Genomic DNA, 17557 nt, shown 5'->3' on the forward strand with positions numbered 1-17557 from the left:
ACAGACGCGAAATACGAATGTACAGACGCGAAATACGAATGTACAGACGCGAAATACGAATGTACAGACGCGAAATACGAATGTACAGACGCGAAATACGAATGTACAGACGCGAAATACGAATGTAGAGACGCGAAATACGAATGTAGAGACGCGAAATTAGAATGTACAGACGCGAAATTAGAATGTACAGACGCGAAATACGAATGTAGAGACGCGAAATACGAATGTAGAGACGCGAAATTAGAATGTAGAGACGCGAAATTAGAATGTACAGACGCGAAATACGAATGTACAGACGCGAAATACGAATGTACAGACGCGAAATACGAATGTACAGACGCGAAATTAGAATGTAGAGACGCGAAATTTCGCGTCTCTACAAGGGTTTCGGGCAACGCATAATAAAAGCTCGGTCGATGTCTAGTGAGTTTTCTCAATAAATATTGCAACTTAAGTTGATTTAAAAGGTTTGAGGAAACCGAATTGGATCGCGGTATCAAGAGCGATCGCACAGAGCGCAAACCAAACAATACTTTCCGCAGCCAGTACAACAAAAGGCAAAATTGTACTATAACAACAAAATCCCACATCTATCTGAGTTAAACCTCGCACCAACCCAAAAGCCAGCACTCCCCCAGCTTTGAGTTGCGGATTGTCATCTGAACGAATGATATACCGATAGGTGACACCAAATAGCAACCCACAAAAGCAGGATATAGCACCGCTAACCCACCAACTATCATCCTGGATATTTAGCTGGAGAATGCTGAGTGCTACAAAATACTTTGCCAGCAGCAAATTGTTAAGAAAACTGGTAATCACAAAGGTTAAGCTCATAGATAAACCCCCGAATATTCCAGCTTTCAGGGATTCTAGGCGTTCAGGCATATCGTTCGGATCTTTCATAAACACAGAGGAAGAAACAAATAGACATCTCCATAAATTAATGATGCGTTACCCAAAACCCTTGATGAGACGATTCTGTGCTACGTCTCTACGTCTTTTCTGGAGATGTCTAATGACTAATGACCATTCCCAGTATCATAAATATTAGAGACGTTTTGTAAATTAGTAGAAGAATAGGACTATGGCGATTTTGACACTGGGTTGGGTTTCACTATTGGTTGTGTTCACTTGGTCAATTGCAATGGTAGTATGGGGTCGCAACGGACTGTAAGAAAATCGTGGAAAGTCCATTTTTGAGCATTTTGGCTTTGTCTGGCTTGGTGCTATTGTTGGCACTAACTGGTGGTGTTGGTTATTTGACGGTTTCGGAATGGCGCGATCGCCGTTTGCGAGAACAAGAAAAACGCGAAACACGACGCACTCCCAAGCGACGCTAATTTATCGACAATTTGGGTCTAAATCCCGTCCTTAGCGTTAAATATATCTTTTGAGGGACACGATAATTTCGTGTCCCTTCGCTTTTGTAATGGGAAGCGATCGCATTCCCGATAAACTAGGTTAGGCGATCGCGTTTGTTGTCAAGCTGAAATCAGGTGATACTTCTACAGAGTCACTGAGTCTTGGAGACACGCTACTTGCAGGTCAATGCATGGCAAAGTTATGGTGTGCGATCGCTTTTTACAGAGAACATTGGTAAAGCGATCGCACACCATAAACCCAATATTTCATTCTGACAATGTATAGGCTATGCTATTCGACAAGAATTCTAATTTGGTGGACTTTTCCAAATGAGTAATACATCATCGGTGCAAAGAGTCAAAAAGATTACCCTATTTAGCAAAGCCAATTTAAGAGTTACGAAGAAACAGATTTTATTTAGTACTCTGATTGTATCCCTTGGTTTGATTAGTCTGGGATCTTTCTGGTTTACTTCCAGGTATAGATTTGACAATACAACCCCAGTAAAACTACAGGAATTCTCTAATGCCGAGTATCCAGAAAATCCCGCTCCATTAGCCAAAACTTTCCAAAGATATTCGAGCCGAAAGTTAACAGTTATCAAAAGAGATAATACTCACTTCGATTTTGTACTAGAACCAACTAACAAAAAAACAGCAAAAATAGTTGTAAAAAATGTTGATCTGAAACTCTTAGTACCGAAAGCACCTGAATGGGTTAAAAAAGATAAAGGTTTAGAAGTAATTGCCTTAACAGACAGAGAGTGGAACAGACAACAGATTAGTTTTCCTCCTAATTCAGAACATATAGAAATTAGCGGAGGAGATGGTTTTGAAAAGCAAAATATCACTGAGATTGCTTTAGCTAATAACTGCTTAAATGCCGGATATTGGGAAGTTTTGCTTTTTACGAAAGAGGATGGCAATAAATCTCTTTATTATCAAAGCTGGTTTACCTTTCCCATAGGACTCTACAAAAATGTCTTTGAAAATATCAATCAGATGTCTTATTGGAAGCATTGGTGGAGATTAGAACATTGGCAAGATATTAGCGGCACAGTAGTAAGAACTGATTTACTCAGAAAAGTAATTGACCAAAAAGAAATCGCTACTAAGTTTCTGCCAGATGAAAGAATAATTGTCTCAGGAGAGCAAGGAAGAAAAGTTAGAACTACACTTGCGAAAAATCTGACAACTTGGAGAGATTTTTACAGAAATGAAAATGACATAAAATTTGCAACTTTCCGTCCACCAGGATTTTACGATTCACAAAAACCTTGGGAAAATGAATACTGGAGAATAGGCAAATTTCAAAAAGCGATTTTGAGGAACATTAAGCCTGTAGGTGTTGAGCAGAATTTACAGGAAATCGAGTTGTTATTTAGCGATACAAAAACTGGTGAAACAAATAAATTATTCATCAGCGGTGTCAATTTAAAGGAAATTCCAAAGTTGGCAGTAGCAGACTATCCCAAGGGTTTGTATATGCCTATGGGAATTGGAGTACCCCCTTTTTATCAAAAGTACGAAGAATTAGAAAAGAATCATCCAGATAAAAGCCCCTACTTCAGTGTTTTGCTAGATTCAAAAGATAAGTGGATAGATCATCACCACTTAGCACTTGATGGAGTCGCTATCCACCTTGATAAAGATAACCCCAATCTATTGCATATTTACTTGCTGTCTTACGAAAGGAATACTTTAATTGCTCATTTCTCAATCAATTTGCAATAGACATCTGGTAGAAAAGACGTAGAGACGCGAAATTTCGCGTCTCTACATTCGTTTGGTGATAGATTTACAGTCGGGAGCATCCCACTTTTGTAAAATTTAATAATCTTCCGTCATTGCGAGGAACGAAGCAATCCCAGTCATCGCGATTGCTTCGTTCCTCGCAATGACACTTGAAATTTTATAATTTCATTGAAGAATAAAAACTGGGATGCACCCTTTACAGTCCTAACACCAAGCGTATTGAATTTTAGATAACTTTCATTACCCAAGAAATTTTTGAACAATATATAGCAATTCTTGGGGCTGTGGAGGCTTGCCTAAAAACTCAGTAGCACCAACTAGGCTCGCATGGGCGCGATCAATTGGCGTATTTTGACCTGTTAGGATAATAATCGGCGTCTCCTTAAAAACGGGAGTGTCTCGTAAAAATTTACAGATACTATAGCCATCAGCATTTGGCAGAAGCAGGTCTAATAAGATTAAATCAGGCTTGTGTTCGATGAGTTGGGAGAACCCTCGCATAGGCTCTGGAATACTCAACATTTCATACCCAGCTGGTATCAAGATTTTTTTTAACGTGTGAGCCAACACGGGACTATCATCAATACAGGCGATTAAAGGTTGTTTCTGGGTAAATTTGGTAGACTGGGTTTTTAATTGGGGGAGTGTTGCCGCAACTGTCTGTTTGACAGTCGGTATTTGTAAATCTGGAATGTTTTGGAATTCCAGAATACCCTTCTCAACCGAAGGAATTAAGGACAGAGTTACCTCTATCACCGATTTCTCTTGTTCTGAAGCAATATCCCATAAGGTGAACTGACTGTTAAGATACTTCTCCAAAATTGGCAGCGCTTGAGGCTCTACTCCTGGCTTGAAAACTGGAGCAACGGTCGGGTTCAAATGACCTAAACCAGCAGCTTGCCATTTTTGCTGCATGTTCGTTGCTTTGTTAACAACTGACAGTATTTCCCAGGAAGACAAGGGTATGACCACCATAGAGAGATGCCATATCTGTTTTTGCCTCGGTTGCCAGTCGATCCTGAAGTCTGCGTAGCTATTTAGCTCAAAAAAACATTCTTGGACAATATTACGAATTACTAACTTAGCTTGGATAGCGCTCAGTTGCCTTTGGCTGATGCCTTGAGCGAGAATATGACATTCCCAAGGCAGGTCTTTCGACAACTGAGAAAAGTCAACACCCCAGTTCCAGTTAGGGCAATGCTGCTTTAAGGCTCTATCCCAACGCCTTACAGGATGCACCTCACTTGTGGCATAAAGCAATTTACCACAGGTAAGATAAAGATTCCAAACGACTGTATGGTTGCTTAAAATTAGCACTCCATCACCATCATTTTTATTCAGGTTGTCTAATTCTTTAGTCAGCCTTGTTAGTGTCATTTGTCATAAATTAAAAAATTACCACCTTTATCAATAAAAAAAAATGCTGACCCTGATTTGGTATTTATGCGTGTCAAACTTAGAGCTGAATAAAATAACATTTGGCTCATTGACTGCTCCATACTAAATAAATAGACTCAAAATTATTATGCCGTAGGTTAGACCAGAAAAGTCGAAATTTCCGCAATTAACGAAAATTTTACAGTGAATAAAAAAAAATCTTAACTCCCGTTGTTGAAAGTTAAGAAAAGCGGTATTATAATTGCAATCAATCAAATGACCTCATCAACGATTAAACCACCCTTAAGGAAGATTTTTGGCAAATCCAGAATACTCATTATTTTTTCATGATAAAGAACTGCCCCTTGAAGATATTCATCATTAACTGAATGAATAGCAGTCGGTACTGCTCTTATATCTCGTGGGTTCAGGGAGAACATGACGTCGCAAACTTCTTCTACCATTAAACCAGCAACTATACCCTCAACCTCCACAACCATTGCCTTAGAATTATTACCTATACCCATCAACGGTAAATTCAACAATCCGCAAATATCAATTAAGGTGAGAATCTCACCTCGCAGATTCATGTTACCGATGATATGCGGTTTCACACAGGGAATAGGAGTTACTTGACGAATATCAGTAAATTCTCGTACTAATTCTAAATTAATGCCAAAAAGATTACTATTTAAAGCAAATACTGCTAAGGTGATAAAAGTCTTTAAATCCTGAGTTTCAGGTGCAAATCTGAAATTATCTGCTCGTTTCCGAAAAGTTGTTGTTTCTTCCAAAGTTGCATTTGGGCAAAAGACAGGCTGTTGGCTCAATAACAATTCAGAACCATTGGCTGGAAATATGTCTGCATTATTATGAGAAATAATTTTGGGTTCTAATAAGTTTTTCCCAGAGAAAATATCTTGTATTTCTACATAGTTAGACCAATTATCTGGGTTGTTCAATATGAAAATATTTTCTGGAATACTGGCAACACCAGCAATGATTTTTCTTAGTTCAACGGGTTTTTGGAACTGGGGAATAGATTCTTTTAAGATTTGGTTGGGGTCTGAATATGAATACATATTTTCCCAATTTTCAGTCCCCTCTTTAACTATCGCTAATTCTCGCTCATAATCAAGTTCATTGGTAATTTCCGCTGGGGATATATTGATGACTTCATGGATTTGATTAACAATGATACCTAGTCGGAATTCTTGCCATTTTAAAACCACTAAACTATCTGTCAAACAATAGTCTAGTGATTGAGAGCTTAAGGTCAAATTAAAATCCATGACTGGCACAATATTTCCCCGGAGATTAACAATTCCAACGATTTTATATGGGTTTTCTGGAATGGGTGTTAACTCTGGTAGAGAAAAAAGTTCTTCGACGTAAACTAGGCTGATGCCGTAAAGGTTGTTATTTAAGCTAAAGGTGAGATAGGAATGTTCTTTCATTTTGTTTATCAAACGCTTTTTTTAATATAAACTAGTGATTCGGGAAATAATTTTGTCTCAAAGTGGCTTAAATCCTGACCAAAAAGTTCTGTATGACCTGGGATCAGATATCCTGATGGTTGGAGGATATGGTGAAATTTATCTAATACTTTTGCAATGGCTGATGTTTCAAAGTAAATGAAAACATTCCGGCAAATAATTAAGTCAATATCTTTGATTTCATTGTGTTCGTTGAAAGAATCTTTGAGTAAATTTATATATTTAAATTTTACCATTTGCTGAATTTGCATATCCAGGTGATATTGATTATCAAAGTGCAAAAAATATCGCTGCATTCTTTCAGGATCAATGCTTCTCAACGACCAAGGGGTGTAAATTCCTTGTTTGGCTTTTTTCAGTGCTTCTTGATTGATGTCTACACCCAAAATCATCAAGTTCCATTGCTCTCGATAGGGAATAAGTTCTTGAAGTAGAATAGCGATAGATAATGGTTCTTCTCCAGATGAGCATCCTGCACTAAAAATGCGGAGAGTTTTATTATGTTCTTTAGATTGAATTAGTTCTGGAAGAATGCGATCGCCTAAAAGCTTAAACTGTTCTTTATCTCGAAAAAAGTAACTTTCAACATTCGTCAGCAGTAAAACAAGTTTTTGCCATTCTTGATAGCTTTGTATGGTAGTAGCTTCTAAAAGCTGATAGTAGTATTCTGGAAATAATATATTGAGAGCTTTCATCCGGAAAAATATTTTTTCGCTGAAATCTGTTTGGTCTCGCTCTCTAATCTCTAATCCGGTTTGCTGGGCAATTAACTTAATAAAAGCCTTTGTTAAGGCTACACTTAAAAATTCTGCCTTTGACACTTTATCCTCTCCACATTTCAAGAAGTCTGTTGCAACAGAGCCAGTAGCTTTGGTGCGATCGCTTCAATTGGTAATATCTGTTTTGCCGCACCTAAGTTGATTGCTTCTTTAGGCATTCCAAACACCACAGAAGTAGCTTCATCTTGCGCGATAGTAAAGCCCCCAGCTTGAGCGATCGCTTGCATTCCATCTGCTCCATCTCTACCCATACCAGTTAACAATATTCCCACTGTTGCGTTGCCATAAAACTTGGCTACAGACTCAAATGAAACTGTTACAGAAGGTCGATGTCCTGCCACTGGTGGTGAATCAGAGCAAATAAATCGACCCCAAATATCCAATTCTAAATGCAGTTGTTCAGCTGGAAAATAAATTTTTCCTGGTTTTGGCATATCCCCAACTTGAGCAATCTGAATAGTCAATCGACAACTCGTTGCTAACCAATCAATTAATCCCTGTAAAAAACCGAAACAAATGTGTTGCACACAAATCACTGGCACAGGAAAATCCGCTGGTAGCTGAGTCAAAAGTTTTTTCAAGGCTTGGGGACCACCTGTAGATGCACCAATAACTACTATTTTTGGTTTGATGTAGGACTTATAAACGAAATCATAAAAATTGTCAGCCTCTAAATTATTTAGTTGAGAGGGGGACTTTCGCTTTTTCCTAAATACCCTTACCCCAGATAAAATTTTAATCTTATTAATTAACTCCTCCTTAAACAACTCATCATTTGCTGCCAGTCCTGCGGTTGGTTTCGGAAAAATATCCACCGCTCCTGCTTCTAAAAGCTCAAAAACATGTTTGGCATCGTCTTCCTGCACCGAAACACTAATTACTAGAATCGGTCGAGGATAAAGCTCCATGACTTGAAATGTAAATTCTAGACCATCCATTTGAGGCATATGAAGGTCTGTACAAATGACATCAGGCTCAACTTTGGGAATCAGTTTCAAAGCTTCTAAACCAGTACGAGCTTCTCCTACTACTTCAATCTCCGGTGATGAGTCTAGAATTCTTTTCAAAATTACTAGAGCAATTCGTGAATCTTCAACTAACAAAACTCGAATAGGCATTATTTATGGTTAGTGGATAGTGGTTAGTTGTTGGTGGATAGTGGATAGTGGTTGGTGGATAGTTGTTGGTGGATGGTGGTTAAATAAAATTTAGCCCTGGCGATTATAAATCGCGGCTACACAGACAAAACCCGCCTACGCGGGTTATTTTATTAAGTCCCCGCACCATCTGGACTTTGTTTGTGTAGTAGCGAATTCTATTCGCCCAATTTCTTACTATCAACTATCAACTATCAACCATCAACTATCAAACAAGTCTTCCTAATATTTCTAATAAAACATCTTGATTAAAATTACTTTTGATGATGTATGCATTAGCTCCGGCTTGAGATCCTCTTGCCATGTCTTCATCGGTAGCAAGCGTTGTGACTAGAATTATCGGCAATGCTTTATATTCTTCATGGTGACGAATTTTGGCAGTGAGTGACAACCCATCTAAATTGGGCATTTCCACGTCAGATATGACTGCATCAAAGTCACGGGTTTTTAGTTTGTTATAACCATCTAAACCATCCACGGCTATCACCACTTCATATCCAGCTTTTTCCAAAAGCCGTTTTTCTTGGGTGCGAACGGGGATAGAATCTTCTACTAGGAGAATAACACGCTTCCTTTGAATTGTTTTCCTTGGTTTGATGGAGATTAGAGATGTGTTTTGCTGCTGCAATGATTTGAGTAAATCTAGGGGGTTAAGAATCATGCAAACTTCCCCTGATCCGAGAATAGTTGCTCCCATGACATTACGCACCCGTTTCAACAACTGACTTTGGGGTTTGATGACTATCTCTTGAGTATGCAAATTGCGATCGCTAAACAAGCCGAATTGGTCTTCTCCTACCTTCAGGAGGATACAAGAACGCAGACGGCTATTTTGTTGTTCTTTTGGGACGTAGGGATAAGCAGGATTTGAGAGTTGCAGCAAATCAGCTAGATTGGCAACACAAACAGCTTGACCGTCCAAATCAATAGTTGCTCGGTCTTGACTAAGATAAATTTGCTCTGGAGAGATAAGTAAAGTCTTTTGCACAAACTCAATTGGTAGAGCATAGACAATACCTTCAACTTCTAACAGTACTACATTAATGATTCCTAAGGTTGTGTTTAGCTGGATGCGGAAGGTGCATCCTTGTCCGGGGGTTGATTCTATCTGGATATTACCTTGCAGTCGTTCGATGCTCGTGCGTACTACATCCAACCCGATACCTCTGCCAGAAATTTCTGTAATAAAAGTCCGGGTTGAGAAGCCAGAAGCCAAGATTAGGGGATAAATCTGACTTGGAGTCATAATTTCCAGTTCTTCTGGGCTGTAGAGTCCACGCTTGACAGCGGTTTGTTTGATCTTTTCGATGTCTAGTCCTCGCCCATCGTCTGCCAGTTCAATTACGATGTTAGTGGGGGTTCGGTAGCCCCTAAGCCAAATAGTAGCGATCGCTCTTTTGCCGAGTTTTTCTCGTTCTGCGGGAGTCTCAATGCCATGATCGATCGCGTTGCGAACCATGTGCATCAAGGAATCTTGGATTTCTTCAAGGATGCGTTTGTCAGCGGTTGTTTCTCCTCCTTCTATAATTAATTCCACTTGTTTTGATTGTTGTCTGGCTAAATCCTTGGCTATGCGCTTAAGCAACTGAAAGACGGTGGATAAGGGTACAAGCCGTAGCGTGTAAATTTTTTCTCTTAATTCCCCAACGATGATGTCTAGTTTGGTACTGTTTTCCTGAGTTAAAGTTTTCAAAGAGTTGATCGTTTTTTCTAGGCGTTTTGCGTAGGGATTGGTGTTGAAGGATGAAGAATCAAGGTCTTTTTCTTGGCTAGAAACAGTTTTCCACTCTGACCATATGGTTGCCATTGCCTCAATTTCAGCGGTAGCATGGGCTATGGCGGTTTTAGTGAGTGTTAATTCTTCAGCTTGTGACATTAAAGCATCGAAATGGCGAGTTTCAACGCGAATCGTGTCGATGTGGTAGGGTTGACCAATTTCAGCGTTGTCAAGCTGAGTTGCTGTTTTGAGAGGAAGTGGTAGGGACTTCTGAATCGTTGGTGGAGAAACTATTTTGAGCAACTGGTTAAGTATCTCGGATATATCAATTCCACTCGGTTGATCGGTAATGGCTTCGTATACTAAAAGACCGATCGCATCTAATGCTTGAGTCATGCGATCGCACACATCTGGGTGGAAAATAATCTCTTTGCGTTTGATACCTAAGAAAATCTCTTCAACTTGATGGGTGAGGGTGACTACATTTTCTACCCCGACGCTTCGGGAGTCTCCTTTCAGGCTGTGAGCGTGCCGCAACAACTGTTCTAAGATAGCTTCGTCTGATGGGTGCTTTTGCAGATATTGCAAACCATCTGCCAGTTTGGCTAAATGTTCTTCGCTAGCAACTTGATAAATATCTCGCAGTTCTTCGTCTTCGATCAAAGTTGCGGCAAATTGGGTCGCATTGCTGTTGATTTCTGCTGCCGAAATAATTGTATTAGATTCGACTTGCTCAACTAAGACTTGGACTGATTGTAGCTGTTGTTTTGGTTCAACTGCATCTGCTTTTGGTTGTGGCTGTTGTGACTCTAAAACCGCTTGCATCAATTGGTCAAGTAGGGGTGTATCAACTCCACTCGATTCACCGGTTACAGCTTCGTATACTAAAAGACCGATCGCATCTAATGCTTGAGTCATGCGATCGCACACATCTGCGGTGAAGATAATCTCCCTTGCTTTGATGCTTAAGAGAATCTCTTCAATTTTATGGCTGAGGGTGACAACATTTTTTGCCCCGACGCTTCGGGAATCTCCTTTCAGGCTGTGAGCTTCTTGAAGCAACACTTCCAGGGTAGCTTCGTCCTGTGGATGCTTTTGTAGATATTGCAAACCATTTGCTAGTTTGTCTAAATGTTCTTCGCTAGCAACTTGATAAATATCTCGCAGTTCTTCGTCTTCTATAAAGATTAATGCTGGTTGGGGAGCATTGCGGTTGATTTGTGCTAAATCGGTAGTAAATTGATTTTGCTCAAGTAGTATTTGCGGGTGTTGTTCACCTTCTGGAGCGATTTCAACTAAAGACAGTGTCGTCGTGTGCCTATTCTCCAGACCAGTTGCAACAACGAAAGGAACTTCCGTGCCAGTGCCGTGTAGTTGTGGCTCAAAAAATACTTGCATCAACTGGTCAAGTATCTCGGCTGTGTCAACCCCAGTCGATTCACCAGTTACGGCTTCGTATATTAATAAACTAATTGCATCTAATGCTTGAGTCATGCGATCGCTCACATTTGAGGTGAAAATAATCTCCCTTGCTTTAATGCTTAAGAGAATCTTTTCAACTTGATGGGTGAGGGTGACAACATTTTCTACCCCGACAATTTTCGAGTCTCCTTTGAGGCTGTGAGCTTCCCGTCGCAACCGTTCCAAGGTAGCTTTGTCGGCAGGGTGCTGTGTTAAGTGCAGCAAACCATCTGCCAGTTTCTGCAAACATTCTTCGCCAGAAATTTGATACAGATTCCGGAGTTCTTCGTCTTCTATCATTTTTCGGTAATACTACTACAGAAATAAGACAGTTTATCAGCACTGACGCAGAATGATGAACAAACCAACCGCAGAGAAGGCAGAGTTTGGGAGAGTTTGGCAGAGTTTTTGCGCTGATTCCTATATGTGTTATCCACAAACCCTAGAGACGTTACATGTAACCTCTCTAGATTACTACACCATCTGCTTGAGAGTCCGAGCAGCTTTATTAAGTTGCTCGGTGCCCAATCTGGTTTGACTGATGCCAATGGCACTTTCTTTTGCTCCTTTGTTGATGTTATTCATCGCTTCGACGACTTGTTGAATGGCATCTAATTGCTGCTTCAGATTTAGCGATATTTGTTGATTGTTAAAAGCCATGTGGTTGACGGCTTTCGCTACCCCTGCGAAGGCTTGATCTGTATTTTGAGCGATTTGCACCCCCGTTTTTACTGTCTTCGTGCCTTCGTCTGTCACCATGACTGTGGAATTAATCGCTTTTTGGATATTAAAAACCAGGAGATTAATTTTTTCGGCGGATTTTTGACTTTGGTCGGATAATCTGCGAATCTCGTTCGCAACTACGGCAAAGCCTTTACCATATTCTCCAGCCCGGACAGCTTCAACTGATGAATTGAGTGCCAACATATTAGTTTGGTTTGCCAAATCAGAAACAATCTGAGAAATCATCGCAATTTGACTGGCTTGCTCGGAAAGATGGACAATTTGTTCGGCGATCGCTCCCACTTTTTTTTCCAAGGTGAACATTCCTGCGAGGGTTTCTCCTACGGCTTGGGTGCCTTGCACAGCAAGCGCTAGGGCTTGCTGTGCGGCGATTGCGGCAGATGCAGCTTGTTCAGATGACTGTCGGCAAGAAGCTTTGAGTTCATCCATTGTGGTGGTAGTTTCATTCACCGAAGCTGCTTGCTGATTAGCTACACGTTCTTGCTGTTCTATGGTGGAGAAAGTTTGCTGGCTAGAGGTGGATATTCCATTCACTAGTTGCTTTATCAGATTTACCAGTTGCCGTGCCCGATAAATTCCCAGTGGCAGCACCACAGCCAGAGAAGCGAGAATAATGAAAATGGCGATGGTTTTAAATGAGTTAATCGAAGCAAAAACGCTATTTTTGGGGACTTTATTGATCGCTACCAAGAATTCCGGCTGCTTTGGACTGGGATCGACCTTATGGTAGCTCAGGAGATAGTCTCCCTTGTCAATAAATCCTTGCTCAGTGCTTAAGATTTGCTTGGCAAGTTCTTGCGAATAATCTTTTTCTAATTTCTCATTATTGCGGAACTCAAACCCCCACTCCTTTTTCGGGTTGGGATGAGAGATGTAGTAACCTTCTTGATTGACTAGAAAGTTCTCTTTACCTTTATATTTATTTTTCTCGTCTGCCTGTTGATTATCCTCTTTAAAAGGTTTTATAAATTGGTTAGCAAATACATTGGCGATCGCAATTCCTCTATTTTGACCCGAAACGTCAAAAATTGGTGTAGCGTATCGAATCACTGGTTTAAAAGGTCGTTCGATTTGACCACGTTCCTGGTTCAGATTCACAGGTGAGACATAGACACTGCCAACAGGCAACTTCATTGTGTCGCTAAAATATGGTCTATCTGCTTTGTTTTGCAGCTCGGCTTTGGGGATAACTTTGATGTTAGTGCCATCAGAATCAACTCGCACCAATTCGTTACCCTGTTCGTCTATGTACCGTAACTGTATATAATGGGGCTTCTGCTCCATTATCGCACTAAAGGTAGTCTGTAACTGCTCAACCCAGCCGTTGTCAGAATTACCTTGTGGGTCTAGTTTCCCACTGGCTTTAGCTCTGATAATGCCTTGAATCGGGGGAGTTTTGCTTAAGAATAAAACATCATCACTAACACCATCTAAAAATGCACTGATATTTTTGGCTTCTTTGGCTGACTCAGCCTCCAGTTGCTGTTTAGCGACTTCCGATAAAGCGGTACTGGAAGAATAAATACCATACAATCCCACGATAGAGACGGGAATAATGGTGCTTAAAAGCAGCAAAAGCACGATTTGATTTTGAAGTCTGAGTTGATTGGGAAATCTTTGGAAAAATTGTTTAAACATTGGTGTTTAGTTACAACTAGAGAATTCCTCAAGAAAATCCATCCCTGTTTAAAAGATGCGATCGCTCGGTGAACAAGAGGCAGCAATGTTTGGGGAAGCTTTCGCAGCTTTAGAAAAACCACGCAACTTGCGGGTGGGGCAACAACTGAGCGGGTGAAAAAACACCTCTGTGCTTTTGTCCACAATTCCACTGGGTTTGTACTTTTTCCCCTACCCCGTGGGTCTGATCAATCAAGAAAACAATTTTTCTAGTTCTCCATGTATAAATCCACTACCATATGGCAGGATAAATAACAACAGTATTTACCCCTGCCCCTTCCGAGAAAATTCCCCTACCTCTTCGGTGAGTAAATCAGGATTATTCGATATTTTCGCGATCTACACATTCATTTACCTAAGTAAATACTCGTATTTTAGTAAATATACCATCAATCTGAGTGGGATTACGCACCAATGCAACGGGTTTTATGGCAAAATTTTTTTGAGGGGATGAAAACCGACCCAGAGGTTCGCTCTGCAAAATGCCAATCACGCAAGAATATAGAGACGTAGAAGTGCTACGTCTCTACGTCCCTCATTTTCAACCGTGCGTAAAATCATATGGCTCAACTGCAAAGAATTGCGATCGCACTCGATCAACTTCAACAAAACCAAATTTGGCTCACAGCGCAACAGCAACATTACTTAAGTCGCGTGTTGCGGTTGCAAAAAGGCGATCGCTTTATTGCAATGGATGGTATCGGTAAATGGTGGTTAGCCCAATTAGAAGGAAAAGAAGCGCAGATTTTAGAAACACTGACAGTAGAAACCGAACTACCTATATCTATTACACTGATGGTAGCCCTACCTAAAAATGGATTTGATGAAGTCGTCCGCTGTTGTACGGAATTGGGTGTAGCTTGTATAGCTCCCGTCATGAGCGATCGCACTCTACTCAATCCCAGTCCCCAAAAACTCGAACGCTGGCAACGCATAGCATCTGAAGCTGCTGAACAATCAGAGCGTTCTTTTGTCCCGACAATATTAGAACCTGTTTCCTTTGAGGCTGGTTTGTCATCATTTGCAACAAACCACAAATATATTTGTGAAGGACGCGGCAACTACCCGCATTTAAAAAAATGCTTGCAGCAAACAGGACAAACGACAATTCTGATTGCTACTGGTCCAGAAGGGGGATGGACAGAAAAAGAAATTGACAACGCGATTCAAGCCGGATTTCAACCAGTTTCCCTTGGTCGTCGCATCCTCAGAGCAGTTACAGCCCCCATTGTCGCATTATCCCTAATTTCCGCATGTGAAGTATAGTAAACTACCCGCCACTGACAGCCGTACAGGTGCAGTGGGGGCTTTGGGAAGCCCTAGAGACCAATAGCGCAGAAGTATCGCAGCTAAGGTATTCTGAACCGCTTTCTACGGTTTACAGTCGCCCCTAATTGTTTAATGACATTCGCTGCATTGTAATCAGCATCCCCTTTCCAGTCACAATGACGGCAATGGTAGTCTTTAGAGTTGCGGTAAGACTTTCCTTGTACGGGATGGATATGCAAGCAGTTATGGCAGGTTTGGGAAGTGTAGCGTGGATTTACCAAGACGACAGGGACACCATGAATATTTGCCTTGTACTGGATAAACAGTTTTAGCTGATAGAACGACCATGAGTTAGCGAGAAAGCGTTGTTCACGGCTCCTGGGTTGCTTGTTGGTTCTATCTCTAATCCCTGTCAAATCCTCTAAGACGATATGCGAATACGATATGCATCGCGCTCCTAGAACAATTTGCAAAGATATATTATGGTTTAACCATGTTTGGAATCTGCGCTCAGAGCCAGCTAACCGTTTCTGTAGTTGCCGGGAACGTCTCCGACTACTACGAGTGCCTGAACTCGCTTTATATTGCAATCTGGCGCGGATCTTAGAATACTTAGTCCGCACTTTCTCAATCTCTTTACCTGAGAACGATGCGCCATCACTAAGACTGGCAATGTCTACTCTTCCTAGATCGACACCCAAGTAATTCTCTTTACTTGTTATTAGTGGATTGTCAATTTTTGCATTTACTTTTACCTGGATATGTAGATACCAATCAGCTTTGCGTTTTACTAGGGTTGCGCTAGAAGGCTCGGATTTACTCATGTCTAACATTTCGCGCTGATAGTTTCCAAGCTCTAAATCAACTTTTATTCGTTTACCTAGAACCGACAAACTGACTGTTTTTAAATCACGAGCAAGCGAGAAGGTTCGCGCATCATACAATACCGATCCTGGCTTAAATTCTACAACTTCTGCGACTTTGCGATTTCCGGCAACACGGATACAAGCCTGAATAACGTGGTTTGCTTGCATCCCTGACTTCATTTTTGCATCCGCGTAAATCAACTTCTGGATTTTTGGTGCGCTTTTATATTTGGAGTTAACGCTGGCGTTGATGTAGTTACAAGTCGCCGCAAACATTAACGACAATCTGGTAAAATCTTGCGTTTGCTGCGGAGTTGCTATCAACTTACACGCAACTGTTAAAATCTGCGGGTCTTTTTTGTACATCAATATCACCCCCGGAGTTTTGCGCTTTAATGGTAGTATACCACTATAATGCAAAGTTAGCTATGCCTTTCCGGAAAGATAATAAATATTGTTGGGAGCCAGAAGGAGAGAAAGCTTTAGATTCTAAGCCGATTTGTTTTAAGCTAAGTAGTGAAGCGAAAGAACAACTCAAAGCAATACCCGATTGGCAGAAAAAACTTAGGGATGCGCTGCCAGAATTAATAGTTCAGTGGAGTAGCGAAGAAAGCGGCGATTCCTCATCGACCAACATCCCGCAATAACCTGCGGTTATTATTGGTAGTCGGTCAATTCGTCATCACCCATCATTCCTCCCGCCACTGATTCTGAGGACAGAATTCAGTGGGGGACTCCTGATGTTTCAGTTGACATTCTCCCCATCCTGCCTTGCGGCTGAGGATGGGGATTCTAGGAATCACTTCCCACGCTTCCTCTTTCAGCGAGTTGACTTGCTTGGAGGAGCAGATTTCAGGCTCTCCTTGTAGAGACGTAGCAGTGCTACGTCTCTACGTGTATTCGATTCAAGCGATCGGGTGCTGTATTTGTTAACGGTTAACCAGGAGTTTTCACACTCCGTGCCATATCCAAGAAAGAAGTCATGTTCGCACCAGGACGACGACGACCGTTAGAGCTTGTAGCAGAAGGAGCTAGGTACTTGGGAGCAAAAGTAGTTTCAGTTGGTATCTTCGCAACTTTGCTGGCTGCGGGTGTTAACTCTGGTTTAGGTTCAGCCTTAGGAGCCTTGCCATTTTTAGAAGCTTTGACTGACTTAGAATCGGCAATAGAAGCAGCAGCTTTTGTTCCATTGGATGACGCTGCAACTTTTGATGGAACTGTTTCCACTTCTTTTTGAGAATCAGATACAACTGTTGCCACTGCTTTTTTAGTTTCAGTCGTAACTGTTTCGACTGCTTTTTTAGTTTCAGTCGTAACTGTTTCGACTGCTTTTTTAGTGTTTGATGCTACTTCTTTTGCTGCCTCTTTCACCGTTTCTAACGGCTTGATGCTCTTTGCCTCGTCTAACTCTAAAAAGTAGCCGTTGCTTTTTTTCTTCGCTGGTGAAAGCTCTGTATTGCCTTTTTTCTTACCTGGTAATAGCCCACTCACAAAACCTAGAATTCCCGCGATTAAGTTTTTGATAAACCCGAACATTACAATTACTCCTGATCTTTATATTTGGAAATCTAACGCAATTGTGAATAATTACGTCAAAATGTTACATCTTATCAAAATTTTCTTGACTGACCGATTTTGTGGTGTCACCCTATGTATGTGACACTCCTAAGACGGTCTGTGCCGATCTACATTCTAATAACAGTATAGGACAAAGGTTTTCAACTCAAGGAGCAACAATGTGTGCTGAGAATTAATTATTAAATTTTACTGTAACTAAGAGCAAGTTTCTGAAAGTGGACTTAACAACAATTAACATTCTGCACGAAAACTTAAGTATCTGACTGGAGAAATTGGTTGCTTTTAAACCAGTAGGGGGAGTGTCATCGAAGAGG

14 protein-coding genes and 1 pseudogene are annotated in these 17557 nt (G+C 40.9%); 5 read left to right on the forward strand and 10 right to left on the reverse strand.

The features are described 5' to 3' along the window. Nucleotides 1-453: 453 nt before the first annotated feature. Entirely contained in the window at nucleotides 454-909 is a 456-nt protein-coding gene (locus OGM63_RS16225) for a hypothetical protein (protein WP_263746629.1), read from the reverse strand. Between the two features lie 181 nt (nucleotides 910-1090). On the opposite strand from OGM63_RS16225, the gene petN reads away from it, so the two are divergent. The 3 genes from petN (at nucleotide 1091) to OGM63_RS16240 (ending at nucleotide 3101) form a co-directional block, all read left to right on the forward strand. After that, nucleotides 1091-1180 carry a cytochrome b6-f complex subunit PetN gene (gene petN / locus OGM63_RS16230; protein WP_010998401.1) on the forward strand — a complete coding sequence of 30 codons (90 nt, stop codon included), beginning with the start codon at nucleotides 1091-1093 and terminating at the stop codon, nucleotides 1178-1180. Between the two features lie 7 nt (nucleotides 1181-1187). Further along, nucleotides 1188-1346, forward strand: a complete 159-nt coding sequence (locus OGM63_RS16235; RefSeq protein WP_089125199.1) for a hypothetical protein — start codon at nucleotides 1188-1190, stop codon at nucleotides 1344-1346. 351 nt (nucleotides 1347-1697) lie between these two features. Beyond that, nucleotides 1698-3101, forward strand: coding sequence for a hypothetical protein (locus OGM63_RS16240; protein WP_263746630.1), 1404 nt, complete (start codon nucleotides 1698-1700; stop codon nucleotides 3099-3101). Nucleotides 3102-3362: 261 nt separating this feature from the next. Here OGM63_RS16240 and OGM63_RS16245 read toward each other — a convergent pair whose 3' ends face one another. From OGM63_RS16245 to OGM63_RS16275, 7 genes and pseudogenes are all read right to left on the reverse strand, one after another. Then, nucleotides 3363-4499, reverse strand: a complete 1137-nt coding sequence (locus OGM63_RS16245) for a response regulator (RefSeq protein WP_263746631.1) — start codon at nucleotides 4497-4499, stop codon at nucleotides 3363-3365. A 272-nt stretch (nucleotides 4500-4771) separates the two neighbouring features. Then, the gene (locus OGM63_RS16250; RefSeq protein ID WP_263746632.1) at nucleotides 4772-5956 is read right to left on the reverse strand and encodes a chemotaxis protein CheW; all 1185 of its coding nucleotides are present in this window, start codon (nucleotides 5954-5956) and stop codon (nucleotides 4772-4774) included. Between the two features lie 8 nt (nucleotides 5957-5964). Beyond that, complete coding sequence (locus OGM63_RS16255) at nucleotides 5965-6816, reverse strand: CheR family methyltransferase (RefSeq protein WP_263746633.1); 852 nt, start codon at nucleotides 6814-6816, stop codon at nucleotides 5965-5967. 17 nt (nucleotides 6817-6833) lie between these two features. Further along, nucleotides 6834-7892, reverse strand: a complete 1059-nt coding sequence (gene cheB / locus OGM63_RS16260; RefSeq protein ID WP_263746634.1) for a chemotaxis-specific protein-glutamate methyltransferase CheB — start codon at nucleotides 7890-7892, stop codon at nucleotides 6834-6836. A gap of 247 nt (nucleotides 7893-8139) precedes the next feature. Then, nucleotides 8140-10311 carry a hybrid sensor histidine kinase/response regulator gene (locus OGM63_RS16265; protein WP_263746641.1) on the reverse strand — a complete coding sequence of 724 codons (2172 nt, stop codon included), beginning with the start codon at nucleotides 10309-10311 and terminating at the stop codon, nucleotides 8140-8142. 243 nt (nucleotides 10312-10554) lie between these two features. Beyond that, a pseudogene (locus OGM63_RS29840) lies at nucleotides 10555-11409 on the reverse strand (Hpt domain-containing protein); the annotation flags it as partial. Nucleotides 11410-11583: 174 nt separating this feature from the next. Beyond that, complete coding sequence (locus OGM63_RS16275) at nucleotides 11584-13491, reverse strand: methyl-accepting chemotaxis protein (protein WP_263746635.1); 1908 nt, start codon at nucleotides 13489-13491, stop codon at nucleotides 11584-11586. A 600-nt stretch (nucleotides 13492-14091) separates the two neighbouring features. On the opposite strand from OGM63_RS16275, the gene OGM63_RS16280 reads away from it, so the two are divergent. Then, entirely contained in the window at nucleotides 14092-14796 is a 705-nt protein-coding gene (locus tag OGM63_RS16280; protein ID WP_263746636.1) for a 16S rRNA (uracil(1498)-N(3))-methyltransferase, read from the forward strand. Nucleotides 14797-14879: 83 nt separating this feature from the next. Here the strand turns inward: OGM63_RS16280 and OGM63_RS16285 are convergent, their stop codons facing one another. Continuing rightward, the gene (locus tag OGM63_RS16285) at nucleotides 14880-16031 is read right to left on the reverse strand and encodes an RNA-guided endonuclease InsQ/TnpB family protein (RefSeq protein WP_263746637.1); all 1152 of its coding nucleotides are present in this window, start codon (nucleotides 16029-16031) and stop codon (nucleotides 14880-14882) included. A gap of 29 nt (nucleotides 16032-16060) precedes the next feature. On the opposite strand from OGM63_RS16285, the gene OGM63_RS16290 reads away from it, so the two are divergent. Then, nucleotides 16061-16312, forward strand: coding sequence for a hypothetical protein (locus tag OGM63_RS16290; protein WP_263746638.1), 252 nt, complete (start codon nucleotides 16061-16063; stop codon nucleotides 16310-16312). Nucleotides 16313-16601: 289 nt separating this feature from the next. On the opposite strand, the gene OGM63_RS16295 is transcribed toward OGM63_RS16290, so the two are convergent. After that, nucleotides 16602-17201 carry a hypothetical protein gene (locus tag OGM63_RS16295; protein ID WP_263746640.1) on the reverse strand — a complete coding sequence of 200 codons (600 nt, stop codon included), beginning with the start codon at nucleotides 17199-17201 and terminating at the stop codon, nucleotides 16602-16604. Nucleotides 17202-17557: the final 356 nt, after the last annotated feature.

Origin of the sequence: Plectonema radiosum NIES-515 (assembly GCF_025753815.1) — a bacterium.
GTDB classification, from domain to species: domain Bacteria; phylum Cyanobacteriota; class Cyanobacteriia; order Cyanobacteriales; family Nostocaceae; genus Hassallia; species Hassallia radiosum_A.

Bases quoted from the DNA above. Each gene is read 5' to 3' on its own strand.
- OGM63_RS16225 (WP_263746629.1), bottom strand. From the start codon at position 909: ATGAAAGATCCGAACGATATGCCTGAACGCCTAGAATCCCTGAAAGCT.
- petN (WP_010998401.1), top strand. From the start codon at position 1,091: ATGGCGATTTTGACACTGGGTTGGGTTTCACTATTGGTTGTGTTCACT.
- OGM63_RS16240 (WP_263746630.1), top strand. From the start codon at position 1,698: ATGAGTAATACATCATCGGTGCAAAGAGTCAAAAAGATTACCCTATTT.
- OGM63_RS16245 (WP_263746631.1), bottom strand. From the start codon at position 4,499: ATGACACTAACAAGGCTGACTAAAGAATTAGACAACCTGAATAAAAAT.
- OGM63_RS16250 (WP_263746632.1), bottom strand. From the start codon at position 5,956: ATGAAAGAACATTCCTATCTCACCTTTAGCTTAAATAACAACCTTTAC.
- cheB (WP_263746634.1), bottom strand. From the start codon at position 7,892: ATGCCTATTCGAGTTTTGTTAGTTGAAGATTCACGAATTGCTCTAGTA.
- OGM63_RS16275 (WP_263746635.1), bottom strand. From the start codon at position 13,491: ATGTTTAAACAATTTTTCCAAAGATTTCCCAATCAACTCAGACTTCAA.
- OGM63_RS16280 (WP_263746636.1), top strand. From the start codon at position 14,092: ATGGCTCAACTGCAAAGAATTGCGATCGCACTCGATCAACTTCAACAA.
- OGM63_RS16285 (WP_263746637.1), bottom strand. From the start codon at position 16,031: ATGTACAAAAAAGACCCGCAGATTTTAACAGTTGCGTGTAAGTTGATA.
- OGM63_RS16290 (WP_263746638.1), top strand. From the start codon at position 16,061: ATGGTAGTATACCACTATAATGCAAAGTTAGCTATGCCTTTCCGGAAA.
- OGM63_RS16295 (WP_263746640.1), bottom strand. From the start codon at position 17,201: ATGTTCGGGTTTATCAAAAACTTAATCGCGGGAATTCTAGGTTTTGTG.